The sequence below is a fragment of the Pseudomonas putida genome, assembly GCF_016406145.1.
GTDB classification, from domain to species: Bacteria; Pseudomonadota; Gammaproteobacteria; order Pseudomonadales; family Pseudomonadaceae; genus Aquipseudomonas; species Aquipseudomonas putida_E.
In genome coordinates, this window is record NZ_CP066306.1 from 4,771,589 (window position 1) to 4,798,342 (window position 26,754).

General features: G+C 60.1%; 32 protein-coding genes and 1 tRNA gene. 12 read left to right on the forward strand and 21 right to left on the reverse strand.

Features of this window, described 5'->3' with window-relative positions; genetic code table 11:
* Positions 1-14: 14 nt before the first annotated feature.
* The 15 genes from ispG to trmJ form a co-directional block, all read right to left on the reverse strand.
* On the reverse strand, positions 15-1,124 hold the full coding sequence (ispG, locus tag JET17_RS21985) for a flavodoxin-dependent (E)-4-hydroxy-3-methylbut-2-enyl-diphosphate synthase (protein ID WP_012316136.1): 1,110 nt from the start codon (positions 1,122-1,124) through the stop codon (positions 15-17).
* 3 nt (positions 1,125-1,127) lie between these two features.
* Positions 1,128-2,159: a RodZ domain-containing protein gene (locus JET17_RS21990; protein ID WP_012316137.1), complete on the reverse strand. Its 1,032-nt coding sequence runs from the start codon at positions 2,157-2,159 to the stop codon at positions 1,128-1,130.
* Positions 2,156-2,917, reverse strand: a complete 762-nt coding sequence (pilW, locus tag JET17_RS21995) for a type IV pilus biogenesis/stability protein PilW (RefSeq protein WP_012316138.1) — start codon at positions 2,915-2,917, stop codon at positions 2,156-2,158. The genes JET17_RS21990 and pilW overlap by 4 nt, the downstream gene beginning before the upstream one ends.
* 13 nt (positions 2,918-2,930) lie before the next feature.
* Positions 2,931-4,076, reverse strand: a complete 1,146-nt coding sequence (rlmN, locus tag JET17_RS22000) for a 23S rRNA (adenine(2503)-C(2))-methyltransferase RlmN (RefSeq protein WP_012316139.1) — start codon at positions 4,074-4,076, stop codon at positions 2,931-2,933.
* Between the two features lie 28 nt (positions 4,077-4,104).
* Complete coding sequence (ndk, locus tag JET17_RS22005; RefSeq protein WP_012316140.1) at positions 4,105-4,530, reverse strand: nucleoside-diphosphate kinase; 426 nt, start codon at positions 4,528-4,530, stop codon at positions 4,105-4,107.
* 89 nt (positions 4,531-4,619) lie between these two features.
* On the reverse strand, positions 4,620-4,820 hold the full coding sequence (gene iscX / locus JET17_RS22010; RefSeq protein WP_003248529.1) for a Fe-S cluster assembly protein IscX: 201 nt from the start codon (positions 4,818-4,820) through the stop codon (positions 4,620-4,622).
* Positions 4,821-4,830: 10 nt separating this feature from the next.
* Positions 4,831-5,172 carry an ISC system 2Fe-2S type ferredoxin gene (fdx, locus tag JET17_RS22015; protein WP_012316141.1) on the reverse strand — a complete coding sequence of 114 codons (342 nt, stop codon included), beginning with the start codon at positions 5,170-5,172 and terminating at the stop codon, positions 4,831-4,833.
* 3 nt (positions 5,173-5,175) lie between these two features.
* Positions 5,176-7,038 (reverse strand): Fe-S protein assembly chaperone HscA, encoded by a 1,863-nt coding sequence (gene hscA, locus JET17_RS22020; RefSeq protein ID WP_012316142.1) that lies wholly within the window; start codon positions 7,036-7,038, stop codon positions 5,176-5,178.
* Positions 7,039-7,080: 42 nt separating this feature from the next.
* Positions 7,081-7,602, reverse strand: coding sequence for a co-chaperone HscB (gene hscB, locus JET17_RS22025; protein WP_012316143.1), 522 nt, complete (start codon positions 7,600-7,602; stop codon positions 7,081-7,083).
* A gap of 8 nt (positions 7,603-7,610) precedes the next feature.
* Positions 7,611-7,934 carry an iron-sulfur cluster assembly protein IscA gene (iscA, locus tag JET17_RS22030; RefSeq protein WP_008092567.1) on the reverse strand — a complete coding sequence of 108 codons (324 nt, stop codon included), beginning with the start codon at positions 7,932-7,934 and terminating at the stop codon, positions 7,611-7,613.
* 42 nt (positions 7,935-7,976) lie between these two features.
* Positions 7,977-8,363, reverse strand: a complete 387-nt coding sequence (gene iscU / locus JET17_RS22035) for a Fe-S cluster assembly scaffold IscU (RefSeq protein ID WP_007929523.1) — start codon at positions 8,361-8,363, stop codon at positions 7,977-7,979.
* A 46-nt stretch (positions 8,364-8,409) separates the two neighbouring features.
* Complete coding sequence (locus JET17_RS22040) at positions 8,410-9,624, reverse strand: IscS subfamily cysteine desulfurase (protein ID WP_012316144.1); 1,215 nt, start codon at positions 9,622-9,624, stop codon at positions 8,410-8,412.
* A gap of 52 nt (positions 9,625-9,676) precedes the next feature.
* Positions 9,677-10,168 (reverse strand): Fe-S cluster assembly transcriptional regulator IscR, encoded by a 492-nt coding sequence (gene iscR, locus JET17_RS22045; protein ID WP_042111731.1) that lies wholly within the window; start codon positions 10,166-10,168, stop codon positions 9,677-9,679.
* A 179-nt stretch (positions 10,169-10,347) separates the two neighbouring features.
* Positions 10,348-11,133: a serine O-acetyltransferase gene (gene cysE, locus JET17_RS22050; protein ID WP_012316146.1), complete on the reverse strand. Its 786-nt coding sequence runs from the start codon at positions 11,131-11,133 to the stop codon at positions 10,348-10,350.
* A gap of 3 nt (positions 11,134-11,136) precedes the next feature.
* Positions 11,137-11,892 carry a tRNA (cytosine(32)/uridine(32)-2'-O)-methyltransferase TrmJ gene (gene trmJ / locus JET17_RS22055; protein ID WP_012316147.1) on the reverse strand — a complete coding sequence of 252 codons (756 nt, stop codon included), beginning with the start codon at positions 11,890-11,892 and terminating at the stop codon, positions 11,137-11,139.
* A gap of 150 nt (positions 11,893-12,042) precedes the next feature.
* Here trmJ and suhB point away from each other — a divergent pair, with 150 nt between their 5' ends.
* On the forward strand, positions 12,043-12,861 hold the full coding sequence (gene suhB, locus JET17_RS22060) for an inositol-phosphate phosphatase (protein ID WP_012316148.1): 819 nt from the start codon (positions 12,043-12,045) through the stop codon (positions 12,859-12,861).
* 57 nt (positions 12,862-12,918) lie between these two features.
* On the opposite strand, the gene JET17_RS22065 is transcribed toward suhB, so the two are convergent.
* From JET17_RS22065 to queA, 6 genes are all read right to left on the reverse strand, one after another.
* The gene (locus JET17_RS22065) at positions 12,919-13,464 is read right to left on the reverse strand and encodes a glycine zipper 2TM domain-containing protein (RefSeq protein ID WP_042111733.1); all 546 of its coding nucleotides are present in this window, start codon (positions 13,462-13,464) and stop codon (positions 12,919-12,921) included.
* A gap of 120 nt (positions 13,465-13,584) precedes the next feature.
* A complete protein-coding gene (secF, locus tag JET17_RS22070; protein WP_012316150.1) occupies positions 13,585-14,493 on the reverse strand; it encodes a protein translocase subunit SecF in 909 nt (302 codons plus the stop codon).
* A gap of 10 nt (positions 14,494-14,503) precedes the next feature.
* Positions 14,504-16,366, reverse strand: coding sequence for a protein translocase subunit SecD (secD, locus tag JET17_RS22075; RefSeq protein WP_012316151.1), 1,863 nt, complete (start codon positions 16,364-16,366; stop codon positions 14,504-14,506).
* A 62-nt stretch (positions 16,367-16,428) separates the two neighbouring features.
* Complete coding sequence (gene yajC / locus JET17_RS22080) at positions 16,429-16,764, reverse strand: preprotein translocase subunit YajC (RefSeq protein ID WP_008092587.1); 336 nt, start codon at positions 16,762-16,764, stop codon at positions 16,429-16,431.
* A gap of 44 nt (positions 16,765-16,808) precedes the next feature.
* Positions 16,809-17,924: a tRNA guanosine(34) transglycosylase Tgt gene (gene tgt, locus JET17_RS22085; protein WP_162144435.1), complete on the reverse strand. Its 1,116-nt coding sequence runs from the start codon at positions 17,922-17,924 to the stop codon at positions 16,809-16,811.
* A gap of 14 nt (positions 17,925-17,938) precedes the next feature.
* Positions 17,939-18,988 (reverse strand): tRNA preQ1(34) S-adenosylmethionine ribosyltransferase-isomerase QueA, encoded by a 1,050-nt coding sequence (queA, locus tag JET17_RS22090; RefSeq protein ID WP_012316153.1) that lies wholly within the window; start codon positions 18,986-18,988, stop codon positions 17,939-17,941.
* A gap of 108 nt (positions 18,989-19,096) precedes the next feature.
* On the opposite strand from queA, the gene JET17_RS22095 reads away from it, so the two are divergent.
* From JET17_RS22095 to JET17_RS22145, 11 genes are all read left to right on the forward strand, one after another.
* A tRNA-Leu gene (locus JET17_RS22095) sits at positions 19,097-19,181 on the forward strand.
* A 208-nt stretch (positions 19,182-19,389) separates the two neighbouring features.
* The gene (locus JET17_RS22100; protein WP_012316154.1) at positions 19,390-20,598 is read left to right on the forward strand and encodes a tyrosine-type recombinase/integrase; all 1,209 of its coding nucleotides are present in this window, start codon (positions 19,390-19,392) and stop codon (positions 20,596-20,598) included.
* A gap of 21 nt (positions 20,599-20,619) precedes the next feature.
* Positions 20,620-21,480 (forward strand): DUF6387 family protein, encoded by an 861-nt coding sequence (locus JET17_RS22105; protein ID WP_012316155.1) that lies wholly within the window; start codon positions 20,620-20,622, stop codon positions 21,478-21,480.
* Between the two features lie 99 nt (positions 21,481-21,579).
* On the forward strand, positions 21,580-21,804 hold the full coding sequence (locus tag JET17_RS22110) for a helix-turn-helix transcriptional regulator (RefSeq protein WP_012316156.1): 225 nt from the start codon (positions 21,580-21,582) through the stop codon (positions 21,802-21,804).
* A 377-nt stretch (positions 21,805-22,181) separates the two neighbouring features.
* Entirely contained in the window at positions 22,182-22,364 is a 183-nt protein-coding gene (locus JET17_RS27420) for a hypothetical protein (protein WP_150105137.1), read from the forward strand.
* Entirely contained in the window at positions 22,361-22,651 is a 291-nt protein-coding gene (locus tag JET17_RS22120; RefSeq protein WP_042111736.1) for a hypothetical protein, read from the forward strand. The genes JET17_RS27420 and JET17_RS22120 overlap by 4 nt, the downstream gene beginning before the upstream one ends.
* 2 nt (positions 22,652-22,653) lie before the next feature.
* Positions 22,654-23,064 carry a CHC2 zinc finger domain-containing protein gene (locus JET17_RS22125; RefSeq protein ID WP_012316157.1) on the forward strand — a complete coding sequence of 137 codons (411 nt, stop codon included), beginning with the start codon at positions 22,654-22,656 and terminating at the stop codon, positions 23,062-23,064.
* Entirely contained in the window at positions 23,061-24,248 is a 1,188-nt protein-coding gene (locus JET17_RS22130; protein ID WP_012316158.1) for an AAA family ATPase, read from the forward strand. The genes JET17_RS22125 and JET17_RS22130 overlap by 4 nt, the downstream gene beginning before the upstream one ends.
* A gap of 72 nt (positions 24,249-24,320) precedes the next feature.
* Entirely contained in the window at positions 24,321-24,557 is a 237-nt protein-coding gene (locus JET17_RS22135; protein ID WP_233100411.1) for a DNA-binding protein, read from the forward strand.
* Positions 24,558-24,656: 99 nt separating this feature from the next.
* On the forward strand, positions 24,657-24,881 hold the full coding sequence (locus JET17_RS22140; RefSeq protein WP_012316159.1) for a hypothetical protein: 225 nt from the start codon (positions 24,657-24,659) through the stop codon (positions 24,879-24,881).
* A 2-nt stretch (positions 24,882-24,883) separates the two neighbouring features.
* Positions 24,884-26,746: a ClpP-like prohead protease/major capsid protein fusion protein gene (locus JET17_RS22145; protein ID WP_012316160.1), complete on the forward strand. Its 1,863-nt coding sequence runs from the start codon at positions 24,884-24,886 to the stop codon at positions 26,744-26,746.
* Positions 26,747-26,754: the final 8 nt, after the last annotated feature.

The window sequence follows — 26,754 nt, forward strand, 5'->3', positions numbered from 1 at the left end:
TACGAATCTGTGTGTCAGCCGCGGGCGATCAGCGCCGCGTCGGCCTCGACCTTTTCGGCCGCTTTCTGGCGGATGAGCTTTTCCAGCTCATCGACCAGGTTGTCATTGGTCAGTTTCTGCGCCGGCTTGCCGTCGATGTAGATCAGGTTCGGCGTGCCGCCGGTCAGGCCAACGTGGGCTTCCTTCGCTTCGCCAGGGCCGTTGACCACACAACCGATCACCGCCACGTCCAGCGGTACCAGCAGGTCTTCCAGGCGCCCTTCCAGTTCGTTCATGGTCTTGACCACATCGAAGTTCTGCCGCGAGCAGCTCGGGCAGGCGATGAAGTTGATGCCACGCGAACGCAGGTGCAGCGACTTGAGGATGTCGTAGCCGACCTTCACTTCCTCGACCGGGTCGGCCGCCAGCGAAATGCGGATGGTATCGCCGATGCCTTCGGCCAGCAGCATACCGAGGCCGACGGCGGATTTCACCGTGCCGGAGCGCAGCCCACCGGCCTCGGTGATGCCCAGGTGCAGCGGCTGGATGATCTGCTTGGCCAGCAAGCGGTAGGCTTCGACGGCCATGAACACGTCGGAGGCCTTGACGCTGACCTTGAAGTCCTGGAAATCCAGGCGGTCGAGGTGCTCGACATGGCGCAGGGCCGATTCGACCAGCGCCGCCGGGGTCGGCTCGCCATATTTCTTTTGCAGGTCCTTTTCCAGGGAGCCTGCGTTGACACCGATACGGATCGGAATGCCACGGTCACGAGCGGCGTCGACCACAGCACGAACACGGTCCTCGCGGCCGATGTTGCCCGGGTTGATACGCAGGCAGTCGACACCCAGTTCGGCCACGCGCAATGCGATCTTGTAGTCGAAGTGGATATCGGCGACCAGCGGTACGCTGACCAGTTGCTTGATTTTGCCGAACGCCTCGGCGGCGTCCATGTCCGGCACCGAAACACGGACGATGTCGACACCGGCATCGACCAGACGCTGGATCTGGCCCACGGTGGCGGCGACATCATTGGTGTCGGTGTTGGTCATGCTCTGCACCGCAATGGGGGCATCACCACCCACCGGCACATTGCCGACCCAGATTTTGCGGGATTCGCGACGTTTGATCGGAGATTCGCCGTGCATGACTTACTGTCCCAACTTCAGGCGAGCGGTTTCGCCACTGGTGAACGGGGCAACATCGACGGCCTGGCCGTTGTAGCTGACCTGGGCGCCGCGGGCAAAGCCCAGGCGCACCGCGAACGGCGGCTTGCCGGTCAGCTCGAGGTTGTCGCCCTTGCGCTTGATGGCGCTGAACAGCACCTTGCCGTTGCCATCGGACACCTGGGTCCAGCAATCGGCGGTGAACTGGATTGCAACCTTGGCGCTGCCAGCCGGTACGGCGGCAGGCTCGGAGGCAATGGCCGGCACGCTGGCGGCAGGCGCAACAGGAGCGGCCTGGGCTACGGGGGCGGCTGGCGTGGCTGGTGCAGCAGGTGCTGCCGTTGTCGGCGCAGCCGCTTCAGCCTGTGCAGGCGCCTGCTGGACCGGCGCGCCTGCTGCGGCAGCCGGGGCGGCCTCGCTGATGGCCTCGGCAACCGGCTCGGCAGGTGCCTGCTCCAGCGGCAGCGGCGCACTTTCGCCCTGCTGGCTTAAGGTAACCGCCTGGTCTTCAGGCTCGTCCAGCGGGTGGATCTGGGTGGTACCGTCGGCGCTTTCGACCTCGACATGCTCCAGGGCGATATTGGCCAGGTCCTTGCCGCGCAGGCTGCCCTGGTCCTGCCACCACAGGAAGCTGCCACCGACCACCGCAACCAGCAGCAAGAGGCTGACACCGCGCAGGATGTTGTGCGAAAGGCGCACCGGCTCTTCGATGCGGCCCAGTGAATGTACGTCGCTGCCCTTGGCGTGGGTACCGGTGAACTGGTCGAAGGCCTCGACCAGCGGCGCTTGGTCCATGTCCATCAGCTTGGCATAGGCACGGATGTAGCCACGGGCGAAGGTATGCCCTGGCAGCTTGTCGAAGGCACCGGTTTCCACGTGGTTCAGCGAACTTACGGTGAGGTTGAGCTTGCGGGCCACCTCGGCTTGCGACCACTCCCGTCTTTCGCGGGCCTGGCGCAACAATTCACCGGGGTTCTGGCCAGTCGCTGCTGCTACTTCGGGATGCGCGGCTTTCATCGTTGCTCCGACAGGTATTGCTGATATTCCGGCGTACCGGGATAAAGTCGTTGTAATTGCTGGCCCAGTTCGGCCTGTGTGCCCTGCTCGTCGAACACCCGGGCAAGGCGGCTGCCCAGCAGGAGGCTACGGGCATTGTGATCGCTCAACTGGCTGAAACGATCGTAGAAACCCCGTGCCGGCACATAATGCCTGTTTTCGTAGGACAACTCAGCCATTTCCAGCAACGCCCTGGGTTGCCGCTGGTTGAGTTGCAGGGCCTTGCTCAGATACGCCTGCGCCTGGTCACGGTTGCCGAGTTCCAGGGCTGTCAGGCCAAGGTTCTCGTAGACGCGCGAACGTTCAGGATACAGGGTATCGGCGCTGGCCAGGCGAAACATCTGCTCGGCTTCGGCGAAACGCTGCTGAGCATATAGGAAACTGCCGTAATTGTTGCGAATTCGCGTGTCACCGGGGCTTGCCGACAACGCTTTCTTGAAGTGTTCCTCAGCCAGCGCAGCTTCACCTTCGGCCTGAAACACCAGGGCCAAGGCTGCGTGGGCATCGGCATCCTTGGCATCGAGTACCAGTGCCTTGCCCAACGGAGCCTTGGCCTGCTCGGTCAAACCTTGTTGCAAATAGCCAAGCCCAAGCTGCACGTAAGCACGCCCCGCCTCCACGCGCCCCTGATGAGTGGCAAGAGGGTCGCTCGCGCCACCCGACACGCAGCCGGCCAGCAGCGAAAGCGCAAGGATCGACAGCGCGGCGCGCAGGCTCATGGCGGGCCCGGACTCAGTGGCGCACGGCGCTGTCTTGCAGCTCGGCGTCGGCAGACAGCTGACGTACGGCGATATAGCGCTCGCTGCGGCGGGTACGGTCATTGACCTGGCCGACCAGCTGGCCACAGGCGGCATCGATGTCATCGCCACGGGTGGTACGGGTGGTGACGTTGAAACCACCGTGATGCAGCAAGTCCTGGAAGCGGCGAATAGCGTTGTTGCTAGGGCGCTCGTAACCGGAATGCGGGAACGGGTTGAACGGGATCAGGTTGATCTTGCACGGTACATCGCGCAGCAGTTCGATCATCTGCGCGGCATGCTCGGGCTGGTCGTTGACGTCCTTGAGCAGGGTGTACTCGACCGTCAGCACGCGCTTGCCACCCAAGGTGGCCATGTAGCCCATGCACGACTCCAGCAACATCTTCAGCGGGTACTTCTTGTTGATCGGCACCAGCTGGTTGCGCAGTTCGTCATTCGGCGCATGCAGCGACAGGGCCAGGGACACGTCGATGTGCTTGGCCAGTTCGTCGATCATCGGTACCACACCGGAGGTGGACAAGGTGACGCGACGTTTGGAAATGCCATAGCCCAGATCATCCATCATGATCTTCATGGCAGCGATGACATTGTCGAAATTCAGCAGAGGCTCGCCCATGCCCATCATGACCACGTTGGTAATCGCGCGGTCGATCTTGGCCGGGACGGTCCCGAAGGATTTGTTGGCAAGCCACACCTGGCCGATCACTTCGGCGGCGGTGAGGTTGCTGTTGAAGCCTTGCTTGCCGGTGGAGCAGAAACTGCAGTCCAGGGCGCAGCCGGCTTGCGACGAAACGCACAGAGTACCGCGATCGTCGGTTGGGATGTAGACGGTCTCGACGCAGCTGCCGGAGGCAACGCGGATCACCCATTTGCGGGTGCCGTCTGCGGAAATGTCCTCACTGACCACTTCCGGTGGGCGAATTTCGGCAACAGCCTCGAGCTTTTCGCGCAAGGCCTTGCCGACGTTCGTCATGGCGGCGAAATCATCGACGCCAAAATGGTGAATCCATTTCATCACCTGGCCGGCACGGAAGCGCTTCTCCCCAATAGAGTCGAAGAATTGTTCCATTTCCGGCTGGGTCAGGCCCAACAGGTTGATTTTGCCAGTAGATGTCGTCATGGATTCACCCTCACCCGTAAGCTTTCGCTTAGCGAGTGGTTACCTCGGTAGCAGCGAAGAAGTAAGCGATTTCGCGAGCAGCAGCAGCTTCGGAGTCCGAACCGTGAACGGCGTTGGCGTCGATCGACTCGGCGAAGTCAGCACGGATGGTGCCGGCAGCAGCTTCTTTAGGGTTGGTGGCGCCCATCAGCTCACGGTTCAGAGCGATGGCGTTTTCGCCTTCCAGAACCTGAACGACAACCGGACCGGAAGTCATGAAGGCAACCAGGTCACCGAAGAAGCCGCGCTCGCTGTGCTCAGCGTAGAAACCTTCGGCTTCGGCTTTGGACAGTTGCTTGATTTTCGAAGCAACGATTTTCAGGCCGGCTTCTTCGAAGCGAGTGGTGATCTTGCCGATGACGTTTTTGGCAACTGCGTCAGGCTTGATGATCGAGAAAGTACGTTGAACAGCCATGGAAAACTCCAGAATATGAGTGTTGCGAAAAATTAAACCCGCGAATTATACGCGGGTTCCAGGGGATTGCCTAACCTGCAGCGTCACGCTTAGTCGGCTTCGTCTATCCAGGCCGCCTGGATGGCCTCGAGCACTTTCTCACCGCCGCGTGACGGATCGTCGCTGAATTCCGGCAAGGCCAGCACCCAGCGATGCAGATCGACGAAATTCACATAACGAGGATCGACTTCCGGCTTGCTTTCTGCAAGCTGGATAGCGATCTCAAGTACATCAACCCATTTCAGACTCATTGAAAAATCCTCAGTGGGGCGCTTCGGCAGCGTGGTTGAGCGAGTATTTGGGGATCTCGATGGTCAGGTCCTGATCACCGACGATCACCTGGCAGCCGAGACGCGATTGCGCCTCCAGGCCCCAGGCCTTATCCAGCATGTCCTCTTCGAGTTCGTCCGCTTCTTCAAGCGAGTCGAAACCCTTGCGCACGATGCAGTGGCAGGTGGTGCAGGCCTTCACGCCACCGCAGGCGCTTTCCATCTCGATGTGATGGTCGTGGGCAAGCTCCAGGATATTGGTCCCGGGCTCGACCTCCACGCTCAGCCCCTCTGGGCAGAACTTCTCATGCGGCAGGAATGTCACCAGCGGCATCGGTTACTCCTCGATCTCATTCAGGTTGCGCCCGGCCAGTGCGGCTTTGACCGTCGAATCAAGGCGACGGGCGGCAAATGCATCGGTCACCTGCGACAGACGCTTGGTCTGTTGCTCGATGGCAGGGCCATCGGTGCCGGCCAGCAAATCACGTAGTTCTTGCATCTGGAATTCGATGGCTTCGCGCTCTTCAGTGCTGAGCAGTCGCTCGCCATCAGCATCCAGGGCACCCTGGACAGCTTCAAGCAGGCGCTCGCCGTCGACCTGGTGCTCACGAAGCTGACGCGCCTGCTTGTCGGAGCCTGCGTGCTCGAAGGAGTCCTTGAGCATGCGTGCGATCTCGCCGTCAGTCAGACCGTAGGACGGCTTGACCTGGATACTGGCTTCTACACCGGAACCCAGCTCACGGGCCGCGACGCTGAGCAAACCGTCGGCATCGACCTGGAAGGTCACGCGGATTTTCGCGGCGCCGGCAACCATGGCCGGAATACCACGCAGCTCGAAACGCGCCAGCGAACGGCAGTCGCTGATCAGCTCGCGCTCACCCTGCAGAACGTGAATCATCATGGCCGACTGGCCATCTTTATACGTGGTGAACTCCTGCGCGCGGGCCACCGGAATGGTGGTGTTGCGCGGGATCACCTTTTCCATCAACCCTCCCATGGTCTCAAGACCAAGGGACAGCGGAATGACGTCGAGCAGGAGCAGCTCACCGCCTTCGCGGCGGTTGCCGGCCAGGGTGTCAGCCTGAATGGCGGCGCCGATGGCCACCACCTGGTCGGGGTCGATCGAGGTCAGCGGGGTACGGCCGAACAGCGTACCTACTGCTTCACGCACACGCGGTACGCGGGTCGAACCACCCACCATGACCACCGCCCCCACTTCATCCAGCTCGACGCCACTGTCGCGCACGGCACGACGGCAGGCCTTGAGGCTACGGGCAATCAGAGGCTCGATCATGGCTTCGAAAGCGGCGCGGCTGAGCTCGCCCTGCCAGGCGCCATGGCTGACACTGACCACGTCGGTGTCGGTCAGGGCTTCCTTGGCGGCGCAGGCGGCCTGGAGCAGCTGGCGCTGGGTAGCAGGATCGAGGTCGGCGGACAGGCCGGCCTGCTCTATGATCCAGCTGGCAATGGCGTGATCGAAGTCATCGCCCCCCAGGGCGGTGTCACCACCAGTGGCGAGTACCTCGAACACGCCTGCAGTCAGGCGCAGGATAGAAATATCGAACGTACCGCCGCCCAGGTCATAGATGGCCACCAGGCCTTCGGCATTCTGATCCAGGCCATAGGCCACTGCAGCAGCGGTCGGCTCATTGAGCAGGCGCAGTACATTCAGGCCAGCCAGTTTGGCTGCGTCCTTGGTCGCCTGACGCTGGGCATCGTCGAAATAAGCCGGCACGGTGATCACCGCACCCACCAGCTCGCCACCCAAGGTCGCTTCGGCGCGCTCGCGCAGCACCTTGAGGATATCAGCGGACACTTCCACCGGGCTCTTCGGCCCTTGGACAGTGTCGATGAACGGCATGTGCGACTCGCCGCCAATGAAGCGATACGGCAGCTGTTCACCCAGTTGCTTGACGTCGGCCAGGCCACGTCCCATCAGGCGCTTGACCGACAGCACGGTGTTCAGCGGGTCGCTGGCGGCAGCTTCACGCGCTGCCAGGCCGACCTCATTGTGGCCAGCCAGATAGCGCACCGCGGAGGGCAGAATGACGTTGCCCTGCGCATCGGGCAGGGGTTCACTGCGACCGCTGCGCAGGGCAGCGACCAGAGAATTGGTAGTACCCAGGTCAATGCCCACCGCCAGGCGACGCTGGTGCGGCTGGGGGGTTTGACCGGGTTCGGCGATCTGCAGTAGGGCCATGCTTATCTGAATACCTTAGGCGTCATCACGGGCAACGCCGGGTTAATCGTCGAGGCGCTCTTCTAGTTGGCGCACTTCCTGGGCGAGCTTGTCGAGGAACTGCATGCGGCGCATCAGGCGCTCGGCCTTGTCGCGCTCGGCAGGCACATCCCAGCAGGCGGCAAAATCCTCGTTGAGCTGTTCCTGAGCAGCCTTCAGGCGCTTCTTGAACACGGCGACACCGTCGAGGTCGGCTTCGTCCTGCAGCTCTTCGAGTTCCTCGCGCCACTGCATCTGCTGCAGCAGGAAGTCAGGGTCGTGGACCGTGACTTCCTGAGGCACCTCGTGGCCACCGATGGCCAGCAAATAGCGGGCACGGCGCGGGGCACTGCGCAGGGTCTGATAGGCGTCATTGAGGGCGGCGGATTTTTCCAGCGCTACCCGCTGCTCACGCTCGGAAGCGTCGGCGAAGCGGTCAGGATGAACCTCGCGGGCCAGCTCGCGATAGCGAGTGGCCAGCTTGTCGAGGTCCAACCGGAAGCACGGCTGGAGGTCGAACAGAGCGAAATGACAAGGAGTACCCACAGCAAGCCTCAGACGTTGAAGCTTTCGCCGCAGCCACACTCACCGCGTACGTTGGGGTTGTTGAACTTGAAGCCTTCGTTCAACCCTTCCTTGACGAAGTCCAGCTCAGTGCCGTCAAGGTAAACCAGGCTCTTGGGATCGATGATCACCTTGACGCCATGGTTCTCGAACACGGTGTCCTCGTCCGCCAGCTCATCGACGAACTCCAGCACGTAGGCCAGGCCCGAGCAACCGGTGGTGCGCACGCCCAGGCGGATGCCCTCGCCCTTGCCGCGCCCTTCGAGGGAACGCCGCACGTGGTTGGCGGCGGCTTCTGTCATGCTGATAGCCATCGGTACTTTTTCCTCAACGTCGGATACTTCGCAACAGGCGACTTAGATCAAGCCTTTCTTCTGCTTGTAATCGCGAACGGCTGCCTTGATGGCATCCTCGGCGAGTACCGAGCAGTGGATCTTGACCGGCGGCAACGCCAGTTCTTCCGCCAGCTGGGTGTTCTTGATGGTTTCAGCTTCGTCCAGGGTCTTGCCCTTCATCCACTCGGTGGCGAGGGAGCTGGAAGCGATGGCCGAACCGCAGCCGTAAGTCTTGAACTTGGCATCTTCGATGATGCCTTGCTCATTGACCTTGATCTGCAGACGCATCACGTCACCGCACGCTGGGGCGCCGACCATGCCGGTACCGACATCCGGGTCCTCGGCATTCATCTTGCCGACGTTACGTGGGTTTTCGTAGTGGTCGATGACCTTTTCACTGTATGCCATGGTGCAATTCCTTCCTCATCAGGGAGCCGCTCTTGCCGGCGACTGCTTAGTGGGCGGCCCACTCGATCTTGGAGATGTCAACGCCGTCTTTGTACATGTCCCACAGCGGCGACAGCTCACGCAGTTTGTTTACAGCCTCGCAGACTTTCTGCGCGGCGTAGTCGACTTCTTCTTCGGTGGTGAAGCGGCCGAAGGAGAAGCGGATCGAGCTGTGCGCCAGCTCGTCGTTACGGCCCAGAGCGCGCAGTACATACGACGGCTCGAGCGAAGCGGAGGTGCAGGCCGAACCGGACGATACCGCGATGTCCTTGAGCGACATCAGCAGCGACTCGCCTTCGACATAGTTGAAGCTCAGGTTCAGGTTGTGCGGTACGCGGGCAGTCTGGCTACCGTTGACATAAAGCTCTTCGAGGTCCGAGACCTGCTTGAAGAAGCGGTCGCTCAGGGCCTTGATGCGCTGGTTTTCAGCAGCCATTTCCTGCTTGGCAATGGCGAACGCTTCGCCCATGCCGACGATCTGGTGGGTCGGCAAGGTGCCCGACCGCATGCCGCGCTCATGGCCACCGCCGTGGATGATCGCCTCCAGACGCACGCGAGGCTTGCGGCTGACATACAGCGCGCCAATACCTTTCGGGCCGTAGGCCTTGTGCGCAGAGAACGACATCAGGTCGACTTTCAGCTTCTGCAGGTCGATTTCCACCTTGCCGGCCGACTGGGCGGCGTCAACGTGGAACAACACGCCGCGCGAACGGGTCAGTTCACCGATGGCGGCAATGTCGTTGATCGAGCCGACTTCGTTGTTGACGTGCATCAGCGAGACCAGAATGGTGTCGTCACGCAGCACCGCCTCGACCTGCGCCGGGGTGACGATGCCGTCTTCGCCTGGCTCAAGGTAAGTGACTTCGAAGCCTTCGCGCTCGAGCTGGCGAGCGGTATCCAGGACCGCCTTGTGCTCGATCTTGGAGGTGATGATGTGCTTGCCTTTGGACTGATAGAAGTGCGCCACGCCTTTGATGGCGAGGTTGTCGGACTCGGTAGCACCGCTGGTCCAGACGATCTCGCGCGGGTCGGCGTTGATCAGCTCGGCAACCTGGCGACGGCCGTTTTCGACCGCTTCCTCTGCTTTCCAGCCAAACACGTGGGAGCGCGAAGCCGGGTTACCGAAGTTACCGTCGACCAGCAGGCAGTCGGCCATCTTCTGGGCGACACGGGGATCGACCGGCGTGGTCGCGGAGTAATCGAGGTAGATCGGCAACTTCATTGAGTATCTCCTATCAGGCGGTGGCGTCGCTCGTCGTCACTGTTAATAAAGGTCAGTCGACGGCGGACGTCTCAATCTTGTCCAGCTGGGCAGAACGGCCTGCGACACGACGCAGGTCCTGGCGCTGGGCGACTTCCTGCACCTCACGGCGCATGACGAGGTCGGCCAGGCTGATGCCGCTGAGGAATTCGTGGATCTGCTGGCTGAGGTCGCACCACAAGTGGTGGGTCAGGCAGGTGTCACCGGCATGGCAATCCCCAAGGCCCTGGCAACGGGTGGCATCGACCGATTCGTTGACCGCGTCGATGACTTGGGCCACCTGGATGGTTTCCATGCCACGGGACAGCTGGTAACCACCGCCCGGGCCGCGCACGCTGGATACCAGGCTGCTGCGGCGCAGCTTGGCGAACAGCTGCTCCAGATAAGAGAGGGAAATGCCCTGGCGCTCGGAAATGTCGGCCAAAGACACAGGCCCATGCTGCGCGTGCAACGCCAGATCAAGCATGGCTGTCACGGCGTATCGGCCTTTGGTAGTCAGTCGCATGGCTAATGGATACCACGGGAGTTACAGGATGTGAGCGAGTATGCGATTCCCGAGCATTTAAGTCAACTATTAGACCTACTGCTTTAGTCGGGTTTGCATCTGGGAATGGGGCGCGATTGTAGCAGTAAAGGGGCGCGAGCACACGCCCCATATGTCAGTATGACTTCACTGGGGCGCGATCAATGCGACCGAGCGTCGCGCGGGACCGCTGCCGCAGTCTCGCTGAAGTCATCTTCGGGCAGGGCCGGCAGCTCCTTGGCGCAGTAGTCACTGCCCATTTTGGTCAATGCGCCGCACATGCCCTCCAGGCGCTCGTCGACAGCCTGCAGGTGGTCGAGCATCTGGCCGATGGCACGCGCCACCGGGTCAGGCATGTCGCCACTGACGCCGTAGGCATCGAAGCCGATCTTTTCGGCCATGGCCTTGCGCCTAGCCTCGACTTCGCTGTCTTCGCTCTTGACGATGATCCGCCCCGGAATGCCGACCGCCGTGGCACCTGCCGGCACCGCCTTGGTCACCACTGCATTGGAACCGATCTTGGCCCCGGCGCCTACGGTGAACGGGCCGAGCACTTTGGCCCCCGCCCCCACCACTACGCCGTTTTCCAGGGTCGGGTGGCGCTTGCCTTTGTTCCAGCTGGTGCCACCCAGGGTCACGCCCTGGTAAAGAGTGACGTCGTCGCCGATCTCTGCGGTTTCGCCGATCACGATACCCATGCCGTGATCGATGAAAAAGCGCCGCCCGATGGTTGCGCCGGGATGGATCTCGATGCCAGTCATCCAGCGGCCAAAGTTCGACACCAGGCGAGCCAGCCATTTGAAATCGCGCTTCCACAAGGCATTGCCCAGGCGATGCAACCAGATGGCATGCATGCCCGGGTAGCAGGTCAGCACCTCGAAGGCATTGCGTGCCGCCGGATCCCGATGGAAAACGCTCTGGATATCTTCACGCAGACGTTCGAACATCTGTCAGTCCTTCCTTTTATGCGGCTCGCCCCGTGCGACCTTCTGGGTCTCGGTGAGGATACCGCGCAAAATGCTCATTTCCGGACGTTCCACCGAGCTGCGCCCGTACAGCCGGCGCAGGCGCGCCATCAGGTGCTTGGGCTTTTCGGGGTCAAGGAAGCCGATGTCCACCAGGGTTTTTTCCAGGTGCTCATAGAACAGCTCCATTTCGTCCATGGTCGCCAGCTCGCTGGCGTCGGCCTTTTCGACTTTCTGCGCCGTGCCTTCAGCCGCCAGCCAGGCCATGCGCACCTCATAGGCGAGCACCTGGACCGCAGCGGCCAGGTTCAGCGAGCTGAAGTCGGGGTTCGAGGGAATGTGCACGTGGAAGTGACATCGCTGCAGTTCTTCGTTGGTCAGGCCGGCGTGCTCACGCCCGAACACCAAGGCGATCTCCTCACCGCCGACGGCATGCTCCACGGCCTTGGCCCCGCATTCACGGGGGTCGATCAACGGCCAGGGAATACTGCGCTCACGGGCGCTGGTGCCCATGACCAGGCTGCAGCCGACCAGCGCCTGCTCAAGGCTGTCGACCACCTGGGCACCGGCCAGTACATCGTCGGCACCGGAGGCACGCGCACTGGCGTCTGCGGCGGGAAATTCTTTTGGCTGCACCAGCACCAGACGCGTCAAGCCCATGTTTTTCATGGCACGCGCAGCGCCGCCGATGTTGCCGGGGTGGCTGGTATTGACCAGAACAACACGAATATTTTGCAGCAAGGTGTTGTGCTCACAGATGCGGGTTTTAGGGGTTCGATCTTACAGAACCGACCAGCGTAACGCCATGAAAGCAAATGTGACACTTCTGCCGCCAAACTTTTCTGCTAGAATGTTCGGCTTTCTTCTTTAACATCTCCAGGTGACCCGCCCATGCAGCCTATGCTGAATATCGCCCTGCGCGCCGCTCGCAGCGCCAGTGAACTGATTTTCCGCTCCATCGAACGCCTGGATAGCATCAAGGTGGACGAGAAAGAGGCTAAGGACTACGTTTCCGAGGTTGATCGCGCCGCCGAGCAGAAGATCGTCGACGCACTGCGCAAGGCCTACCCGAACCACTCCATTCAGGGTGAAGAGACGGGCATGCACGCGGGCACCGGCGAAGAAGGCAAGGACTACCTGTGGATCATCGACCCACTGGACGGTACCACCAACTTCCTGCGTGGCATCCCGCACTTCGCCGTCAGCATTGCCTGCAAATACCGTGGCCGCATTGAACACGCCGTCGTTCTCGACCCGGTACGCCAGGAAGAATTCACCGCCAGCCGTGGCCGTGGCGCCCAGCTCAATGGCCGTCGCCTGCGCGTCAGCTCGCGCACCAGCCTGGACGGCGCCCTGCTGGGCACCGGCTTCCCGTTCCGTGACAGCCAGATGGCCGACCTGGACAACTACCTGGGCATGTTCCGCGCTCTGACTGGCCAGACTGCCGGCATCCGCCGCGCTGGTTCCGCCAGCCTGGACCTGGCCTACGTGGCCGCCGGCCGCTTCGACGCCTTCTGGGAGTCGGGCCTGTCCGAATGGGACATGGCAGCGGGCGTGCTGCTGATCCAGGAAGCGGGCGGCCTGGTGAGCGACTTCAACGGTGGCCACGATTTCCTCGACAAAGGTCACATCGTTGCCGGCAACATCAAGTGCTTCAAGGCCGTGCTGACCGCTATCCAGCCGCACCTGCCAGAGCACATGAAGCGCTAAGCGCAGTTTGCAGGCACAAAAAAAGCACCTCGCGGTGCTTTTTTTGTGCCTGCAATATTATTGCTGCCCGGCGTCGCTCAGGATCAGCTTGCCATTCTTGTCCAGTGGGATGGTCGAGCCAGGCTCGCGATCCATCTTCACCTTGCCGACCTGGTCACCGATTGAGTAGGTCACGTTGTAACCAACGACCTTCTCACTGACATCGTTGACCGTGCTGCAACGGGTCTGCGTGGTGGTATAGGTATCACGCTCCTGCATGCCCTCCTGCACCTTGTTGCCTGCATAGCCACCACCGACCGCACCGGCCACGGTGGCGATTTTCTTGCCGGTGCCACCACCGATCTGGTTACCCAGCAAGCCGCCCGCCAGGGCGCCTACAACGGTACCGGCAATCTGATGCTGATCCTTGACCGGCGCCTGACGCGTCACGGCCACGTCCTTGCACACTTCGCGAGGGGTTTTCACCTGCTGCTTGATCGGCTGCACGTCGGTGACCTGGGCGTATTCGGGGCCTTTGTTCACCAAGCTGTAGGTCGCCACAGCACCTCCGGCAGTAACACCGACAGCACCCAGTACCGCACCCACCAGCATTGATTTATTCACTTGAACCTCCTGATTCATACCCGCGGGGTAAACCCGCCTGCTCCCAGCCTTGGAGCAAAAAAAAAGGCGCGAGTTCAACACTCGCGCCTTTTCGATCGCCGAACGGCGTAGGGCTATGCCTTAAGGACGATCATCCACACCGTCGGTCTTGGCCGGCGGAATCAGGTCTTCGCTGTTCAGGTTCAGCCAGATCAGCACCACGTTGGCGATGTAGATCGAGGAGTAGGTACCCGCCATGACACCGATGAACAGGGCCAGGGAGAAGCCGAACAGGTTGTCACCGCCGAAGAACAGCAGCGCAGCGATTGCCAGCAGGGTCGAAACGGAAGTGGCTACGGTGCGCAGCAAGGTCTGTGTGGTCGAGATATTGATGTTCTCGATCAGCGAAGCCTTGCGCATCACGCGGAAGTTCTCACGTACCCGGTCGAACACAACGATGGTGTCGTTGAGCGAGTAACCGATGATCGCCAGCACCGCCGCCAGCACCGTCAGGTCGAAGGTGATCTGGAAGAACGACAGGATACCCAGCGTCACCACCACGTCGTGGATCAGCGAGATGATCGCGCCCACGGCGAACTTCCACTGGAAGCGGAAGGCCAGGTAGATGAGGATGCCGCCCAGCGCCAGGAGCATGCCGAGGCCCCCCTGGTCACGCAGTTCTTCACCCACCTGCGGGCCGACGAACTCGACGCGCTTGACCGTCGCCGGGTTGTCACCGCCAATCTTCTGCAGGGCTTCGGCCACCTTGTTACCCAGCATCGGGTCATCGCCAGGCATGCGCACCAGCAGGTCGGTGGTAGCGCCGAAGCTCTGCACCACGGCATCTTGGAAGCCGGATTCGACCAGCTCGGCACGTACCGCCTTGAGGTCGGCCGGGCGTTCGTAGGTCAGCTCGATCAGCGTACCGCCGGTGAAGTCCAGGCCGAAGTTCAGGCCCTTCTGCCACCAGCTGAACAGTGCCAGCACGGTAAGGAGCACGGTTATGGCGAACGCAACATTGCGCACGCCCATGAAGTTGATGGTTTTCATCGTTGCTCCCTCAAACCCACAGCTTCTTGATGTCACGCCCGCCACAGGTCAGGTTGACCAGTGCACGGGTCACCATGACGGCGGTGAACATCGAGGTGAAAATCCCGAGGGACATGGTGACGGCAAAGCCCTTGACCGGGCCGGTACCCATGGCAAAGAGGATGCCGCCGACCAGCAAGGTGGTCAGGTTGGCATCGACGATCGCCGAATACGCCCGGTTGAAGCCTTCATGAATCGCGCGCTGCACCGACATACCGGCAGCGATCTCTTCGCGGATACGCGAGAAGATCAGTACGTTGGCGTCGACCGCCATACCCATGGTCAGCACGATACCGGCGATACCCGGCAAGGTAAGGGTGGCACCCAACAGCGACATCAATGCCAGCAGCAAGACCATGTTGCCCGCCAGGGCGATGGTTGCCAGCACACCGAACGCGCGGTAGATGGCGATGATGAACAGCGAGACGAACAGCATGCCCCACAGCGACGCATCGATACCCTTGGTGATGTTGTCGGCACCCAGGCTTGGGCCGATGGTACGTTCCTCAGCGAAGTACATCGGCGCGGCCAGGCCACCGGCACGCAGCAGCAGGGCCAGTTCGGACGATTCACCCTGACCGTCAAGGCCGGTGATGCGGAACTGGCTGCCCAGCGGCGACTGGATGGTCGCCAGGCTGATGATCTTCTTCTCTTCCAGGAAGCTCTGCACCGGCACGTCCTTCTCGACGCCGTTGACAGTCTGCTTGACGTAGCGGGTAACCGGCTTCTGCTCGATGAAGATCACCGCCATGCTGCGCCCGACATTGCTGCGGGTCGCGCGGCTCATCAGCTCGCCACCGTGGCCGTCGAGGCGAATGTTCACCTGCGGGCGTCCATGCTCGTCGAAGCTGGCCTGGGCGTCGGTGACCTGGTCACCGGTGATGATCAGGCCACGCTCGACCTGGGCGGAACGGCCGCCCTCACGGAACTCGAAGACCTCGGTAGTGGCCCTGGATGCACCCGGCTCGGCACCGAAGCGGAACTCCAGGTTGGCCGTCTTGCCGAGGATACGCTTGGCTTCGGCAGTGTCCTGCACACCTGGCAGTTCGACCACGATGCGGTTGGCGCCCTGGCGCTGAACCAGCGGCTCGGCGACGCCCAGCTCGTTGACGCGGTTGCGCACGGTGGTGAGGTTCTGCTTGATCGAGTATTCGCGGATCTCGGCGACTTTCGCCTGAGTCAGCGCCAGACGCAGCACGGCGGTTTCATTACGCTCGCTGGTGGTCAGGTCGAAATCACTGAAATTCTTGCGGATCAGGGCACGTGCCTGTTCGCGGGTGGCATCGTCGGCGAAGCCCAGCATGATGCCGCCATCCTGCTGAGGCAGGCTGCGGTAGCGGACGCGCTCTTTGCGCAGCAAGGTCTTGACCTCGCCTTCGTAGACTTTCATGCGGGCGCTCATGGCCTTGTCCATGTCCACTTCCAGCAGGAAGTGCACACCACCGGACAGGTCCAGGCCCAGCTTCATCGGGCTTGCACCCAGGTTACGCAGCCATTGTGGAGTGGTCTGGGCCAGGTTCAGGGCCACGACATAATCATCGCCCAGTGCCTTGCGCACTACATCCTTGGCTGGCAGCTGGTCTTCCTGGTTGCTCAGGCGCACCAGCGCGCTGCCCTTCTCACCCAGGCTTGCACCCTTGACGGTGATACCGGCTTCGGTCAGCGCCTTGCTGACGCGGTCGAGGTCGGACTGGTTCACCTGCAGCGCCGAGCTGGCACCGCTGATCTGCACCGCCGGGTCATCCGGGTAGAGGTTGGGAGCGGAATAAATAAAACCGATCGCCAGTACCAACACGATCAGTGCGTATTTCCACAGAGGGTATTTGTTCAGCATCACGCCGCCCGTTCAAGACGCGGGGCGCGTTGCGCGCCCCGACTGGAAAAAAAACCGGTAACTCAGATAGCCTTGAGCGTACCTTTTGGCAGGGTCGCGGCAATGGCGCCCTTCTGGAACTTCAGCTCGACGGTGTCGGACACTTCGAGAACCACGAAATCATCGGAAACCTTGACGATCTTGCCAGCGATGCCGCCGTTGGTGACAACTTCATCACCTTTTTGCAAGTTGCTCAGCAGGTTCTTCTGCTCTTTGGCACGCTTGGCCTGGGGGCGCCAGATCATCAGGTAGAAGATGACCAGGAAACCGACCAGGAAAATCCACTCGAAGCCGGTGCCGGCTGGGCCAGCGGCGGGTGCAGCAGCGTCCGCATAGGCGGCGGGGATCAAGAAGCTCATTGGGCACTCCAGTTGCTTAAGTTTTAATTAGATGGTGCGAACAATCAGTCCAAAGGCGGCACAGGCAGCCCGCGTTTGGCATAGAAGGCGTCGACAAAGGCGGCCAATTTACCCTGTTGAATAGCCTCGCGTAAACCGGCCATCAAGCGCTGGTAATGGCGCAAGTTGTGGATGGTATTCAGCATGCTGCTCAACATTTCGCCGCACTTGTCCAGGTGATGGAGATAAGCGCGGGAGAAGTTTGTGCAGGTGTAGCAATCACAGGTCGGATCCAGCGGCGAATCATCGTGGCGATGGAACGCGTTGCGGATCTTGATCACCCCTGTATCGACGAACAGATGGCCGTTGCGCGCGTTACGCGTCGGCATCACGCAGTCGAACATGTCGACGCCGCGGCGCACACCCTCAACGAGATCTTCAGGTTTGCCTACCCCCATAAGGTAACGAGGTTTGTCAGCAGGCATCTGGGCCGGCAGGTAATCCAGCACCTTGATCATTTCGTGCTTGGGCTCGCCCACCGACAGGCCGCCGATGGCCAGGCCGTCGAAGTCGATATTGACCAGCGCTTCCAGCGAGCGCATGCGCAAGTCCTGGTACATGCCGCCCTGGACGATGCCGAACAGCGCCGCAGTGTTGTCCCCGTGGGCGTTCTTCGAACGTTGCGCCCAACGCAGCGACAGTTCCATGGAGGTGCGCGCCACATCGTGCTCTGCCGGGTACGGTGTGCACTCGTCGAAGATCATCACGATGTCTGAACCCAGGTCACGCTGCACCTGCATGGACTCTTCCGGGCCCATGAACACCTTGGAGCCATCCACTGGGGAGGCGAAGGTCACGCCCTCCTCCTTGATCTTGCGCATGGCACCCAGGCTGAACACCTGGAAACCACCCGAATCAGTCAGGATCGGGCCTTTCCACTGCATGAAATCGTGCAGGCCGTTGTGCTTCTTGATCACCTCGGTGCCTGGGCGCAGCCACAGGTGGAAGGTGTTGCCGAGGATGATCTCGGCGCCGATGGCCTCGATGTCACGCGGCAGCATGCCCTTGACCGTGCCATAGGTACCCACCGGCATGAACGCCGGGGTTTCGACGGTGCCACGGGGGAAGGTCAGGCGGCCACGACGGGCCTTGCCGTCGGTGGCCAGCAGTTCGAAGGACATTCGACAGGTGCGACTCATGCTTGATCCTCTGGGCCGCGTGGCGCCGGATTGCGGGTGATGAACATGGCATCACCGTAACTGAAGAAGCGGTACCCCTGCTCGACCGCCGCCGCGTAGGCAGCCATGGTCTCGGGGTAACCGGCGAATGCCGAGACCAGCATCAGCAGCGTGGACTCCGGCAGGTGGAAGTTGGTGACCAGGGCGTCGACCACATGGAACGGCCGGCCTGGGTAGATGAAGATGTCGGTATCGCCGCTGAAGGCCTTGAGCACCCCATCGCGTGCCGCGCTTTCCAGCGACCGTACGCTGGTGGTGCCAACCGCGACCACACGGCCACCCCGGGCCCGGCAGGCCTCGATGGCATCGACCACATCCTGGCTCACTTCGAGCCACTCTTTGTGCATGTGGTGGTCTTCGATCTTGTCGACCCGCACCGGCTGGAAGGTGCCAGCACCCACATGCAGGGTGACGAAGGCGCGCTCCACGCCCTTGGCGGCGATCTTGTCCAGCAGCGCCTGGTCGAAGTGCAGGCCAGCGGTTGGCGCGGCTACGGCACCTGCACGTTCGGCGTACACGGTCTGGTAGCGCTCACGGTCGGCGCCATCGTCCGGGCGGTCGATGTAGGGCGGCAGCGGCATGTGCCCGACACGCTCGAGCAATGGCAGCACCTCTTCGGTGAAGCGCAGTTCGAACAGCGTGTCGTGGCGCGCAACCATTTCGGCCTCGCCACCGCCGTCGATGAGGATCACCGCGCCTTCTTTAGGCGCCTTGCTGGCACGCACATGGGCGAGCACGCGGTGGCTGTCGAGCACACGCTCGACCAACACTTCCAGCTTGCCGCCGGAGGCTTTCTGGCCGAACAAACGCGCCGGGATGACCCGGGTGTTGTTGAACACCATCAGGTCGCCGGGGCGCAGGTAGTCGAGCAGATCGGTGAATTGCTTGTGCGCCAGCGCCCCGCTCGGCCCATCGAGGACCAGCAGTCGGCTGCCATGGCGCTCGGCCAGAGGGTGGCGGGCGATCAGGGAATCGGGGAGTTCGAAGGAAAAATCGGCGACGCGCATGATGATGTTCGGGTTCGGCAGGGCCGGGAAGTTTAGCCCAATGCGTGAAAATTGACCATGAAAGCCGATTGACCGACCTGAATCACCTCTCTATACTGCGCGCCACACGCCCTGATGGCGGAATTGGTAGACGCGGCGGATTCAAAATCCGTTTTCGAAAGGAGTGGGAGTTCGAGTCTCCCTCGGGGCACCATCACATAGTTCCAAGCGGTCCCTACCAGACCCGGAACACCAGAGAAACCGGCCACTTGGCCGGTTTTTTTGTGCCCAGCATTCCCGACGATTCCCTTGTAAGCCCAATTTTATGTGAGTAGATTTGTGAGTAGGCCGAGTTCGGTCTGAAATCCTACTCACATACCGACCGCAATGCTCTGCGGTTGGGCTACTGCAAGGGAATAGCCGTGGCGCTCACCGATACCGCCATTCGCACCGCAAGACCCCGCGACAAGCTATACCGAATCGCTGACGCGCAGGGTCTCTGCCTTGAGGTGACAACAGCTGGCGGGAAGCTTTGGCGCCTTCGCTATCGCTTTGAAGGCAAAGCCAAAATGCTTGGCTTGGGCACCTACCCCTCCGTTACCCTCGCCCACGCCCGCGAACGCCGGGATGCTGCTCGAAAACTCTTGTCGCAGGGCATCGACCCAAGCGCATATAAACAGCAGGAAAAAGCAGCCGCTGAGGCCCAGGCCCTGACGCTCGAAACGCTGGCTCGGGAGTGGTACGACTACAACCAGCCGCGATGGGCACCGGCCACCGCGTCCAAGGCCCTGCAATATCTGGAGTCCGACATTTTCCCGCTGATTGGCAAGCGGCCCGCCGCCGAAGTCCAGCGCCCTGAACTTGTTGACCTAGTCCGCAAGATCGAGCAGCGAGAGGCGTTTAATGTCGCCCGCAAGGTTCGCCAGTGGCTAAGCCAGATATTCCGCTTCGGTCTGGCCAAGGGCGTAGTGGCCGGCAATCCCGCCACCGATCTGGACGTGGTAGCGGCCCACGCCCCGCGCACTCGCCACCATCCGCACGTATCGGAAGCCGAATTACCGGAGCTACTGGAGAAACTTGAGGCAGCCCAATGCGACTTCACCAGCAAGATCGCCATTCGCCTGCTGCTGCTGACGGCAGTGCGACCTGGGGAGCTGCGGCTGGCACCATGGGATGAGTTCGACCTGGAGTCAGCGACCTGGACGATCCCTGCAGCCCGGATGAAAGCGCGGCGCCCACACATAGTCCCGCTCCCGCGTCAGGCCGTGAACCTGCTGCGTGCCCTGCATGAGCTAACCGGCACCTACCCCCTCGCCTTCCCTGGGCGTAATGATCGATCCAGACCAATGAGCGAGAACACAGTGAACAAGGCGTTGTCCACGATGGGCTATGAGGGTCGCCAGACTGGCCACGGCTTCCGTCATCTGCTGAGCACCAGTCTAAATACTCGAGGCTACAACCGCGACTGGATCGAACGGCAACTGGCCCACGGCGATCAAGACTCGATTCGCGACACGTACAACCATGCACATTACCTGGAGCAGCGACGGGAAATGATGCAGACCTGGGCAGACCATGTTGACGCCCTAGCCGAACAAACCAGTGTCGTAAAATTCAAAGCAAGAGCCTAAAAATCAACCGGCCGCGAAAGAATGAAAAAAATAACTAGCATCTGTCAGCTACCCGAATGGTTTGACCTCGAAAACTACCAAAGCGCTCACGAGCTTCAACCGCACGAATGGTATCTGCAAATAGTGCAAAGAAAGCATTTTTGCACACTGCTTGAGTATCGTACGGAAACACATAGGCCTGACTTAATGAGGCTCGCCGAAGATGCGCTTTCCAACTTGACCCAGCAAACCAGAGGTCGGGACATCAAAGAAACCAACTACATACTCCCTCATATATCTAACGAAACAGAGCTTCTTGAGCACTTTGCACATTTTGGCGCTGTAACTTCGTTAACACTCAGGCACTTTACAAACTCCAAATTCAGCTTGAGCGAGGTTCACAGCTGGATTGATGAGGCTGGAGAAAACTGGGACCAACTACCCAACGGTTCCTTCAACGCCGCAGATGAAGGGATTAAGCTCGCAGATTTTCCTCATGAGAACGAGACCAAATACGCAACCACTCGTATCAACATGAAACTTCCTGACGAAGTGCTTATCGAGAGCTTCAAAGTCTGGCTAGCCACCACTAGAAGAAAAGAAAACTCAAAAGTCCGAAAACAGTACCGTCAGCTGCCCTTTGATCGCTGGGCGAGATTTGGAATTCTTCCTCTGCTCGATTTAGAGATATGGTGCCACCAAACAGGTGCAAAGCTACCAGACCATATAATCTCTGCAGCGCTGTTTCCGAATGCCGACTCTGGGCCGGACAACATCCGTAAGACCATCAGGCCTACCGCTCACGGACTCATAAAAAACACATCAGAGCTTATGGCTGTGGCCGCACTCGATATCAGCAACCGGGTACTTAAGAAGAAAGTCGGAAATCTTCAAGGCCTGTAATCTTCCGGAAAGGATCGCTCTCAGAACATTACATCGAAATCGCTCGAATGAGCGTATTTAATCCCTAGCCATCCCCACAACGCCCAGGAGGCGCCAAGAATGGCTAGCGTATCCCCACTTCCATCCATCACCCGGAAATTCATCAAGCGTCAGGATGTAGAGGCCATCACCGGCCTCTCTCGCTCAGAAATCTATCGCCGCATGGCTGCTCAGACCTTTCCTCAGCAAATTGCGCTCAGTCCGAAATGTGTTGTGTGGGTAGAAGCAGAAATTCTCACCTGGTGCGACGAACGTATCGCCGAGAGCAGAGGCGAGGTAGCCTGATGCTTATTGTTCTATCCAGTCGTGCCCTTCAACGGCAGTCATGCCCATGCCATAGGACGGGCACCACTGAGGGCACGACTCTAGAAAAGCCGCGTACCCCTGTTGCTATACACGGACAAACCGGATATCTTTTCGTCGTCGCTGCAAATTCAGCGACCGGGCGTAGGAACCCGAATTCAAGAAGGCGCATAGGCGCCCCATTTCAATCGCAGGCGCTTTTTTTGTGCCCGCGATATTTAGTTATGGCGGCCGTGCGTGGGCAGACTTCGGTCTGGCCGGGGCCCTTCTTGCCCGGTATTCCTACCCCACGCATAGCTGCCACCCAATCCCGTAGGAAGGATTCTGGCAGCTCCTCAAATCAAGAAGGAGCTACCTCCATGTTTGCTCGACTATTCAGCCTCACTACGCCTGAAATCCAGTCAAAAATTGAGCTTCACCGCGCTCGCGCAGTCGCCCAGCTCAAAAGCAAATCCAGCCTCAAAGTACGCCATGAGCGCTACAACTCCGAAATGGCGCGTGCTCGCTTCTTTGAGTCTTTGCTGGTTGGGGGTGCCCAATGAAGCTCCTTACTACTGACCACACGTCTTTCTTCGCTCCACCACACGCATTCCGGAAAAATGACCTCTTTTCGGTGAATCCCGGCGTCAGTGCCCAGGCGGCACTATATGCAGCCGTTGATCTGCTCAATAGCGTAAGAGACGTAATTACAGAAGCAGCCGTTGGAGATACCGCGCTGGCGGGTAACACCGCATTCATGGTTTCTCATACCCTTGAGAGTGCCCTGGCAACAATAAACTCCGTTGTTGGCCAGCTGGAAATAGCTGAAAGAAGCCACCAAGGGGAATAATCATGAATATTCCATCACAGCGCCTATCTGCGCTGACGGGGTCCGCTTGCCTCGAAAAAGTTATCAGTCGTCTGGACAAAGTTAAAAGCGCAGGGGCAAGCAAGTGGATCGCTTGCTGCCCCGCCCATTTGGACAAGTCCCCAAGCCTCAAGATTTCTGAAACTAGCGACGGTGTCGTTCTGATTAAGTGCTGGGCGGGCTGCAGCGCTAATGAGGTTGTTCAGGCTATTGGTTTACAACTTCGCGACCTTTTCCCAGGGAATACAAAAAGGCGTCGCGGCCCGAGTAAAGCCGCCATTGAGCATGAGCGGATGATTCTTCAAATCGGCCAATCCCTCCACCTACAAGGAATTCTGGAAGGTGACGATCTCGTGCGCTTCAACCTTGCTAAGCAGCGCCTGGGGGTCAAATGACTACTGATCGGTTTGCCGAAGAATGGGCCGAACCACTTAGCCCGATCAACCGAGAGGCGGCGCCAGCACTTTGGAAGGTGAAGGTGGCCAGCGCTGCGTCAATCAAGCCGGTAGCCATCCGCTGGCTTTGGCCTGGTTGGCTTGCAAAAGGGAAACTGCACATCCTCGCGGGCGCTGGCGGCACTGGGAAAACCACACTGCTCTTAGGTCTGATCGCTACCATTACCACAGGCGGGCGCTGGCCTGATGGAAGCCACTGCAACGAGCCTGGCAATGCCTTGATCTGGTCAAGTGAGGATGATCCAGCCGATACGTTGATCCCACGCCTGACCGCTGCTGGAGCTGATATGAGCCGGGTGTACATCATCCAGGGTCGCACCAACGCTCAGGGCGATGCTGACCCGTTCGACCCGGCCAATGACATTGCGCTGCTTCGAGCGACTGCGGATGACATAGGCGGCGTGTCCCTTCTGATGCTTGACCCCATTGTCAGCGCGGTAAAAGGGGACATGCACAAAGCCAATGACGTGAGGCGAGCATTGCAGGGGGTCGTAGACTTTGCCGAGCAGAACAACTGCGCTGTGGTCGGTATTTCCCACTTTGCAAAGGGCGGCTTGGGCTCGTCACCTGCGGATCGAGTGATTGGTTCACAGGCTTTCTCCGCTCTGGCCCGAACCGTGTTGGTTGCGGCCAAACAGGAGGGATCAGATGCCCGTGTCTTAGCTCGCGCTAAGTCCAACATCGGTACCGATGAAGGCGGCGTGTCCTACACGATTGAGCCTTGTGATATCAGCGATGGAATTGAAACGACACGGGTCGTCTGGGGCTCTGCGATTGAGGGAACTGCGCGCGAGATTCTGGGCGATGTTGAAGCATCCGATGACGAAAGATTGGAAGACGGCGATGACCCTGCAGAGGCGTTAAGACGGATTCTGAGCGCTGGCCCTATAACTGGCCGCGAAGCAAAAAAATTGATGACCGACAACGGCTACACCCAGAAGCAGATTCGCAGGGCTCGTGAGCGGCTTTCTGTGGTAACCGCGCGATCTGGATTCGGAGGGGAGACATTGGTCACCTGGTCGCTACCCCAAGCCCATGGAGACTATGCGTTATTCCCAGCGCCCGCAGACTCACGACCAATAAGCGCGAGCCATGCCTTGATGCCAAACGAGTCATTTGCATGATGTTAAGCAATCCCGTTACGCGTAACGACGCTTTCTCAAAAGTCCGCCGGCAATGGCCGGGACGGAGGTAATGTGAATACGATTGAAGAAGAAATTCGGGCACGCCTAGAGGCGATGGATGTGATTCCCCTGCTTGGCGGACTAGTTCCTGAATTCGCTGCTGCTGCACTTGTCGGCTATGCCCACTCCTATCTACGACGTTTGGCGGCGGCAGGACAATCACCGCTCCCCTTCATGCGTCGCGGTAACCGTAGATTCTACAAAGTCGCCGATATCCAGAGCTATCTGGATAAAACCGTCCAAGGTTGACTAAGTACCGCGTTGAGCGGCAAGCGTGGATTCTCCAATGTGTGCTTTCTCACATTGCTGACATTTATCAGCAGTTCAGAAAGTACACGGAGAAACCCCATGACAGAAAAACGTATGACCATTCACCTGGACGAAGGCTGCATCCGCGACCTCGAACAACTCAAACGCCGCATTGATGCCCAGGCCGGGGAACACGCCCCCGTATTCTCGCTCCCCGCCCTGGCCCGTCACGCGATCCGCAAGTGGTGTGACCATGTCGCCGCGCCCATGCCTCGCCCTTGGGAACAACCCGCTAGCGATGAAGCCACTCGCGCCGAGGGCTGAGCATGGACCTGCAAATCTATGACGTAATCGATGCCGCCACCGCGCAGAGGGTCAAGGCTATCGTAGTGGGCCAGATGCCGATCACGGTACAAATCAACAGCCCAGGCGGCAGCGTCACCGATGCCTTGGCGATCTACACCGTCCTGCGAAAACATACGGGACGCGTCACCGCCATCGTCGACGGTCTATGCGCCAGTGCGGCAACTCTCGTGGCGCTTGCCGCCGATGAGATCGTGATGGCTGAGCACAGCTTGATGATGGTCCATAACCCCTGGACGGTCGCATCAGGAGATGCGGACGAAATGCGCAAAACCGCCGATACGCTCGACGTTGCCAGCCGGGAAATGACCGCGCTTTACACCGAACGCACGGGCCTGAGCGCAGAAAAAATCACCGCCATCATGGGCGCTGAAACCTGGTTCAACAGCTATGAGGCTGTCGATGCCGGCTTCGCCCACCGAGTCGACAATTCCGAGCGCAGCAAACCGCGCATGGCCGCCACAGCCATGGCGTTCATCGAGCGCGTTATCCAAACCCCTGAAGCCGCTACGCGCTGCCGACAACGACTCGACAACAGCCGCGAAGCACACCACACACACCGGCTGAAAATGCTCAATTTCCTCACAGCAGGTTTTGAGAGTCACGAAGGTGTCCAGCGCATTAAAGCGAGTAAAGAATTCATGAGCTACAGCACAAAGCAAGCAGGCGAAGCAATCCTGGCCGCCCTGGGTGCGGACACAACGCCATGCAACGTTCAATCGGCCTACTCGACCCCCGGTTACGTGAGTAACGGCAACATCGTGCGAGACGGCATGGTCGATGCTCTGACCACTCGCCTTGGCCTTGCCCAAGCTCAAGATAACCGCAACCCCTTCCGCACCATGACCTTAGCCGAGATGGCCCGCGCCTCGCTCATCGAGCGCGGTGTAGGCGTGTCCGGCTACGGCTCGAAAATGCAGCTGGTCGGCGCGGCCTTCACCCACATGAGTAGCGATTTTGGCAACGTGCTGATGGACGTTTCTGGAAAAGCCATGCTGCGCGGCTGGGAGGCCAGTGGTGAGACGTTCCAGCGCTGGACCAAGAAAGGCTCGCTGAGCAATTTCCACCCTGCCCGCCGCGTGGGCATTTCTGGTTTCCCGACGCTGCCAAAAGTTCCAGAGGGTGCAGAGTACAAGTACGTCACCTGCAACGACCGGGGCGCCCCCATCGCTCTGGCTACCTATGGCGGCCTGTTCAGCATCACGCGCCAAGCGATCATCAACGACGACCTGAGCGCCTTCAGCACTTTGCCAGCTCACCTAGGCCGCTCGGCTAGTCGCACCATCGGCGACTTGGTCTATTCAGTGCTGACCACCAATGCGGCCTTCGTGGACGGCAAACCACTGTTTGGTGCTGATCACGGCAACACCGATGAATCGGCTGCCGCAATGTCTCCGGTAATCCTGGGTGAACTGCGCCGCAAGATGCGCTTGCAGAAGGATGACTTCGATACAGCTCTGAATATTTCGCCCGCTTTCGTCATCGTCCCGGCCGGCCTGGAGTCAGCTGCCATGCAGGTACTCAATAGCTCCTCGGTTCCAGGCGCAGACTACAACAGCGGGATAGCCAACCCCGTCAACAAAATGGGCGAACTGATCGTTGAGAGTCGCCTGGATCGGGTGGCGACACCGTACTGGTACGTGGCGGCAGAACAGGGCGCGGATACCATCGAAGTGGCCTACCTGGATGGCGTTGATACGCCCTACTTGGAGGAGCAGGAAGGCTGGACCGTAGATGGGGTTAGCCTCAAGGTACGGATCGATGCCGGCGTGGCGCCGTTAGACTATCGCGGCTTGGCGCGCGCCAAAGTCAAAACCGGGTCCTGAGTGCCCGT

Bases quoted from the DNA above. Each gene is read 5' to 3' on its own strand.
- secD (WP_012316151.1), bottom strand. From the start codon at position 16,366: ATGCTGAACAAATACCCTCTGTGGAAATACGCACTGATCGTGTTGGTA.
- JET17_RS21990 (WP_012316137.1), bottom strand. From the start codon at position 2,159: ATGAAAGCCGCGCATCCCGAAGTAGCAGCAGCGACTGGCCAGAACCCC.
- iscR (WP_042111731.1), bottom strand. From the start codon at position 10,168: ATGCGACTGACTACCAAAGGCCGATACGCCGTGACAGCCATGCTTGAT.
- ispG (WP_012316136.1), bottom strand. From the start codon at position 1,124: ATGCACGGCGAATCTCCGATCAAACGTCGCGAATCCCGCAAAATCTGG.
- secF (WP_012316150.1), bottom strand. From the start codon at position 14,493: ATGAAAACCATCAACTTCATGGGCGTGCGCAATGTTGCGTTCGCCATA.
- JET17_RS22040 (WP_012316144.1), bottom strand. From the start codon at position 9,624: ATGAAGTTGCCGATCTACCTCGATTACTCCGCGACCACGCCGGTCGAT.
- JET17_RS22125 (WP_012316157.1), top strand. From the start codon at position 22,654: ATGAATATTCCATCACAGCGCCTATCTGCGCTGACGGGGTCCGCTTGC.
- suhB (WP_012316148.1), top strand. From the start codon at position 12,043: ATGCAGCCTATGCTGAATATCGCCCTGCGCGCCGCTCGCAGCGCCAGT.
- iscU (WP_007929523.1), bottom strand. From the start codon at position 8,363: ATGGCATACAGTGAAAAGGTCATCGACCACTACGAAAACCCACGTAAC.
- ndk (WP_012316140.1), bottom strand. From the start codon at position 4,530: ATGGCTGTTCAACGTACTTTCTCGATCATCAAGCCTGACGCAGTTGCC.
- iscX (WP_003248529.1), bottom strand. From the start codon at position 4,820: ATGAGTCTGAAATGGGTTGATGTACTTGAGATCGCTATCCAGCTTGCA.
- iscA (WP_008092567.1), bottom strand. From the start codon at position 7,934: ATGGCTATCAGCATGACAGAAGCCGCCGCCAACCACGTGCGGCGTTCC.
- JET17_RS27420 (WP_150105137.1), top strand. From the start codon at position 22,182: ATGTTTGCTCGACTATTCAGCCTCACTACGCCTGAAATCCAGTCAAAA.
- JET17_RS22130 (WP_012316158.1), top strand. From the start codon at position 23,061: ATGACTACTGATCGGTTTGCCGAAGAATGGGCCGAACCACTTAGCCCG.
- JET17_RS22110 (WP_012316156.1), top strand. From the start codon at position 21,580: ATGGCTAGCGTATCCCCACTTCCATCCATCACCCGGAAATTCATCAAG.
- fdx (WP_012316141.1), bottom strand. From the start codon at position 5,172: ATGCCGCTGGTGACATTCCTGCCGCATGAGAAGTTCTGCCCAGAGGGG.
- JET17_RS22145 (WP_012316160.1), top strand. From the start codon at position 24,884: ATGGACCTGCAAATCTATGACGTAATCGATGCCGCCACCGCGCAGAGG.
- JET17_RS22140 (WP_012316159.1), top strand. From the start codon at position 24,657: ATGACAGAAAAACGTATGACCATTCACCTGGACGAAGGCTGCATCCGC.
- pilW (WP_012316138.1), bottom strand. From the start codon at position 2,917: ATGAGCCTGCGCGCCGCGCTGTCGATCCTTGCGCTTTCGCTGCTGGCC.
- queA (WP_012316153.1), bottom strand. From the start codon at position 18,988: ATGCGCGTCGCCGATTTTTCCTTCGAACTCCCCGATTCCCTGATCGCC.
- hscA (WP_012316142.1), bottom strand. From the start codon at position 7,038: ATGGCCCTACTGCAGATCGCCGAACCCGGTCAAACCCCCCAGCCGCAC.
- tgt (WP_162144435.1), bottom strand. From the start codon at position 17,924: ATGTCCTTCGAACTGCTGGCCACCGACGGCAAGGCCCGTCGTGGCCGC.
- JET17_RS22120 (WP_042111736.1), top strand. From the start codon at position 22,361: ATGAAGCTCCTTACTACTGACCACACGTCTTTCTTCGCTCCACCACAC.
- cysE (WP_012316146.1), bottom strand. From the start codon at position 11,133: ATGTTCGAACGTCTGCGTGAAGATATCCAGAGCGTTTTCCATCGGGAT.
- JET17_RS22105 (WP_012316155.1), top strand. From the start codon at position 20,620: ATGAAAAAAATAACTAGCATCTGTCAGCTACCCGAATGGTTTGACCTC.
- yajC (WP_008092587.1), bottom strand. From the start codon at position 16,764: ATGAGCTTCTTGATCCCCGCCGCCTATGCGGACGCTGCTGCACCCGCC.
- rlmN (WP_012316139.1), bottom strand. From the start codon at position 4,076: ATGACGACATCTACTGGCAAAATCAACCTGTTGGGCCTGACCCAGCCG.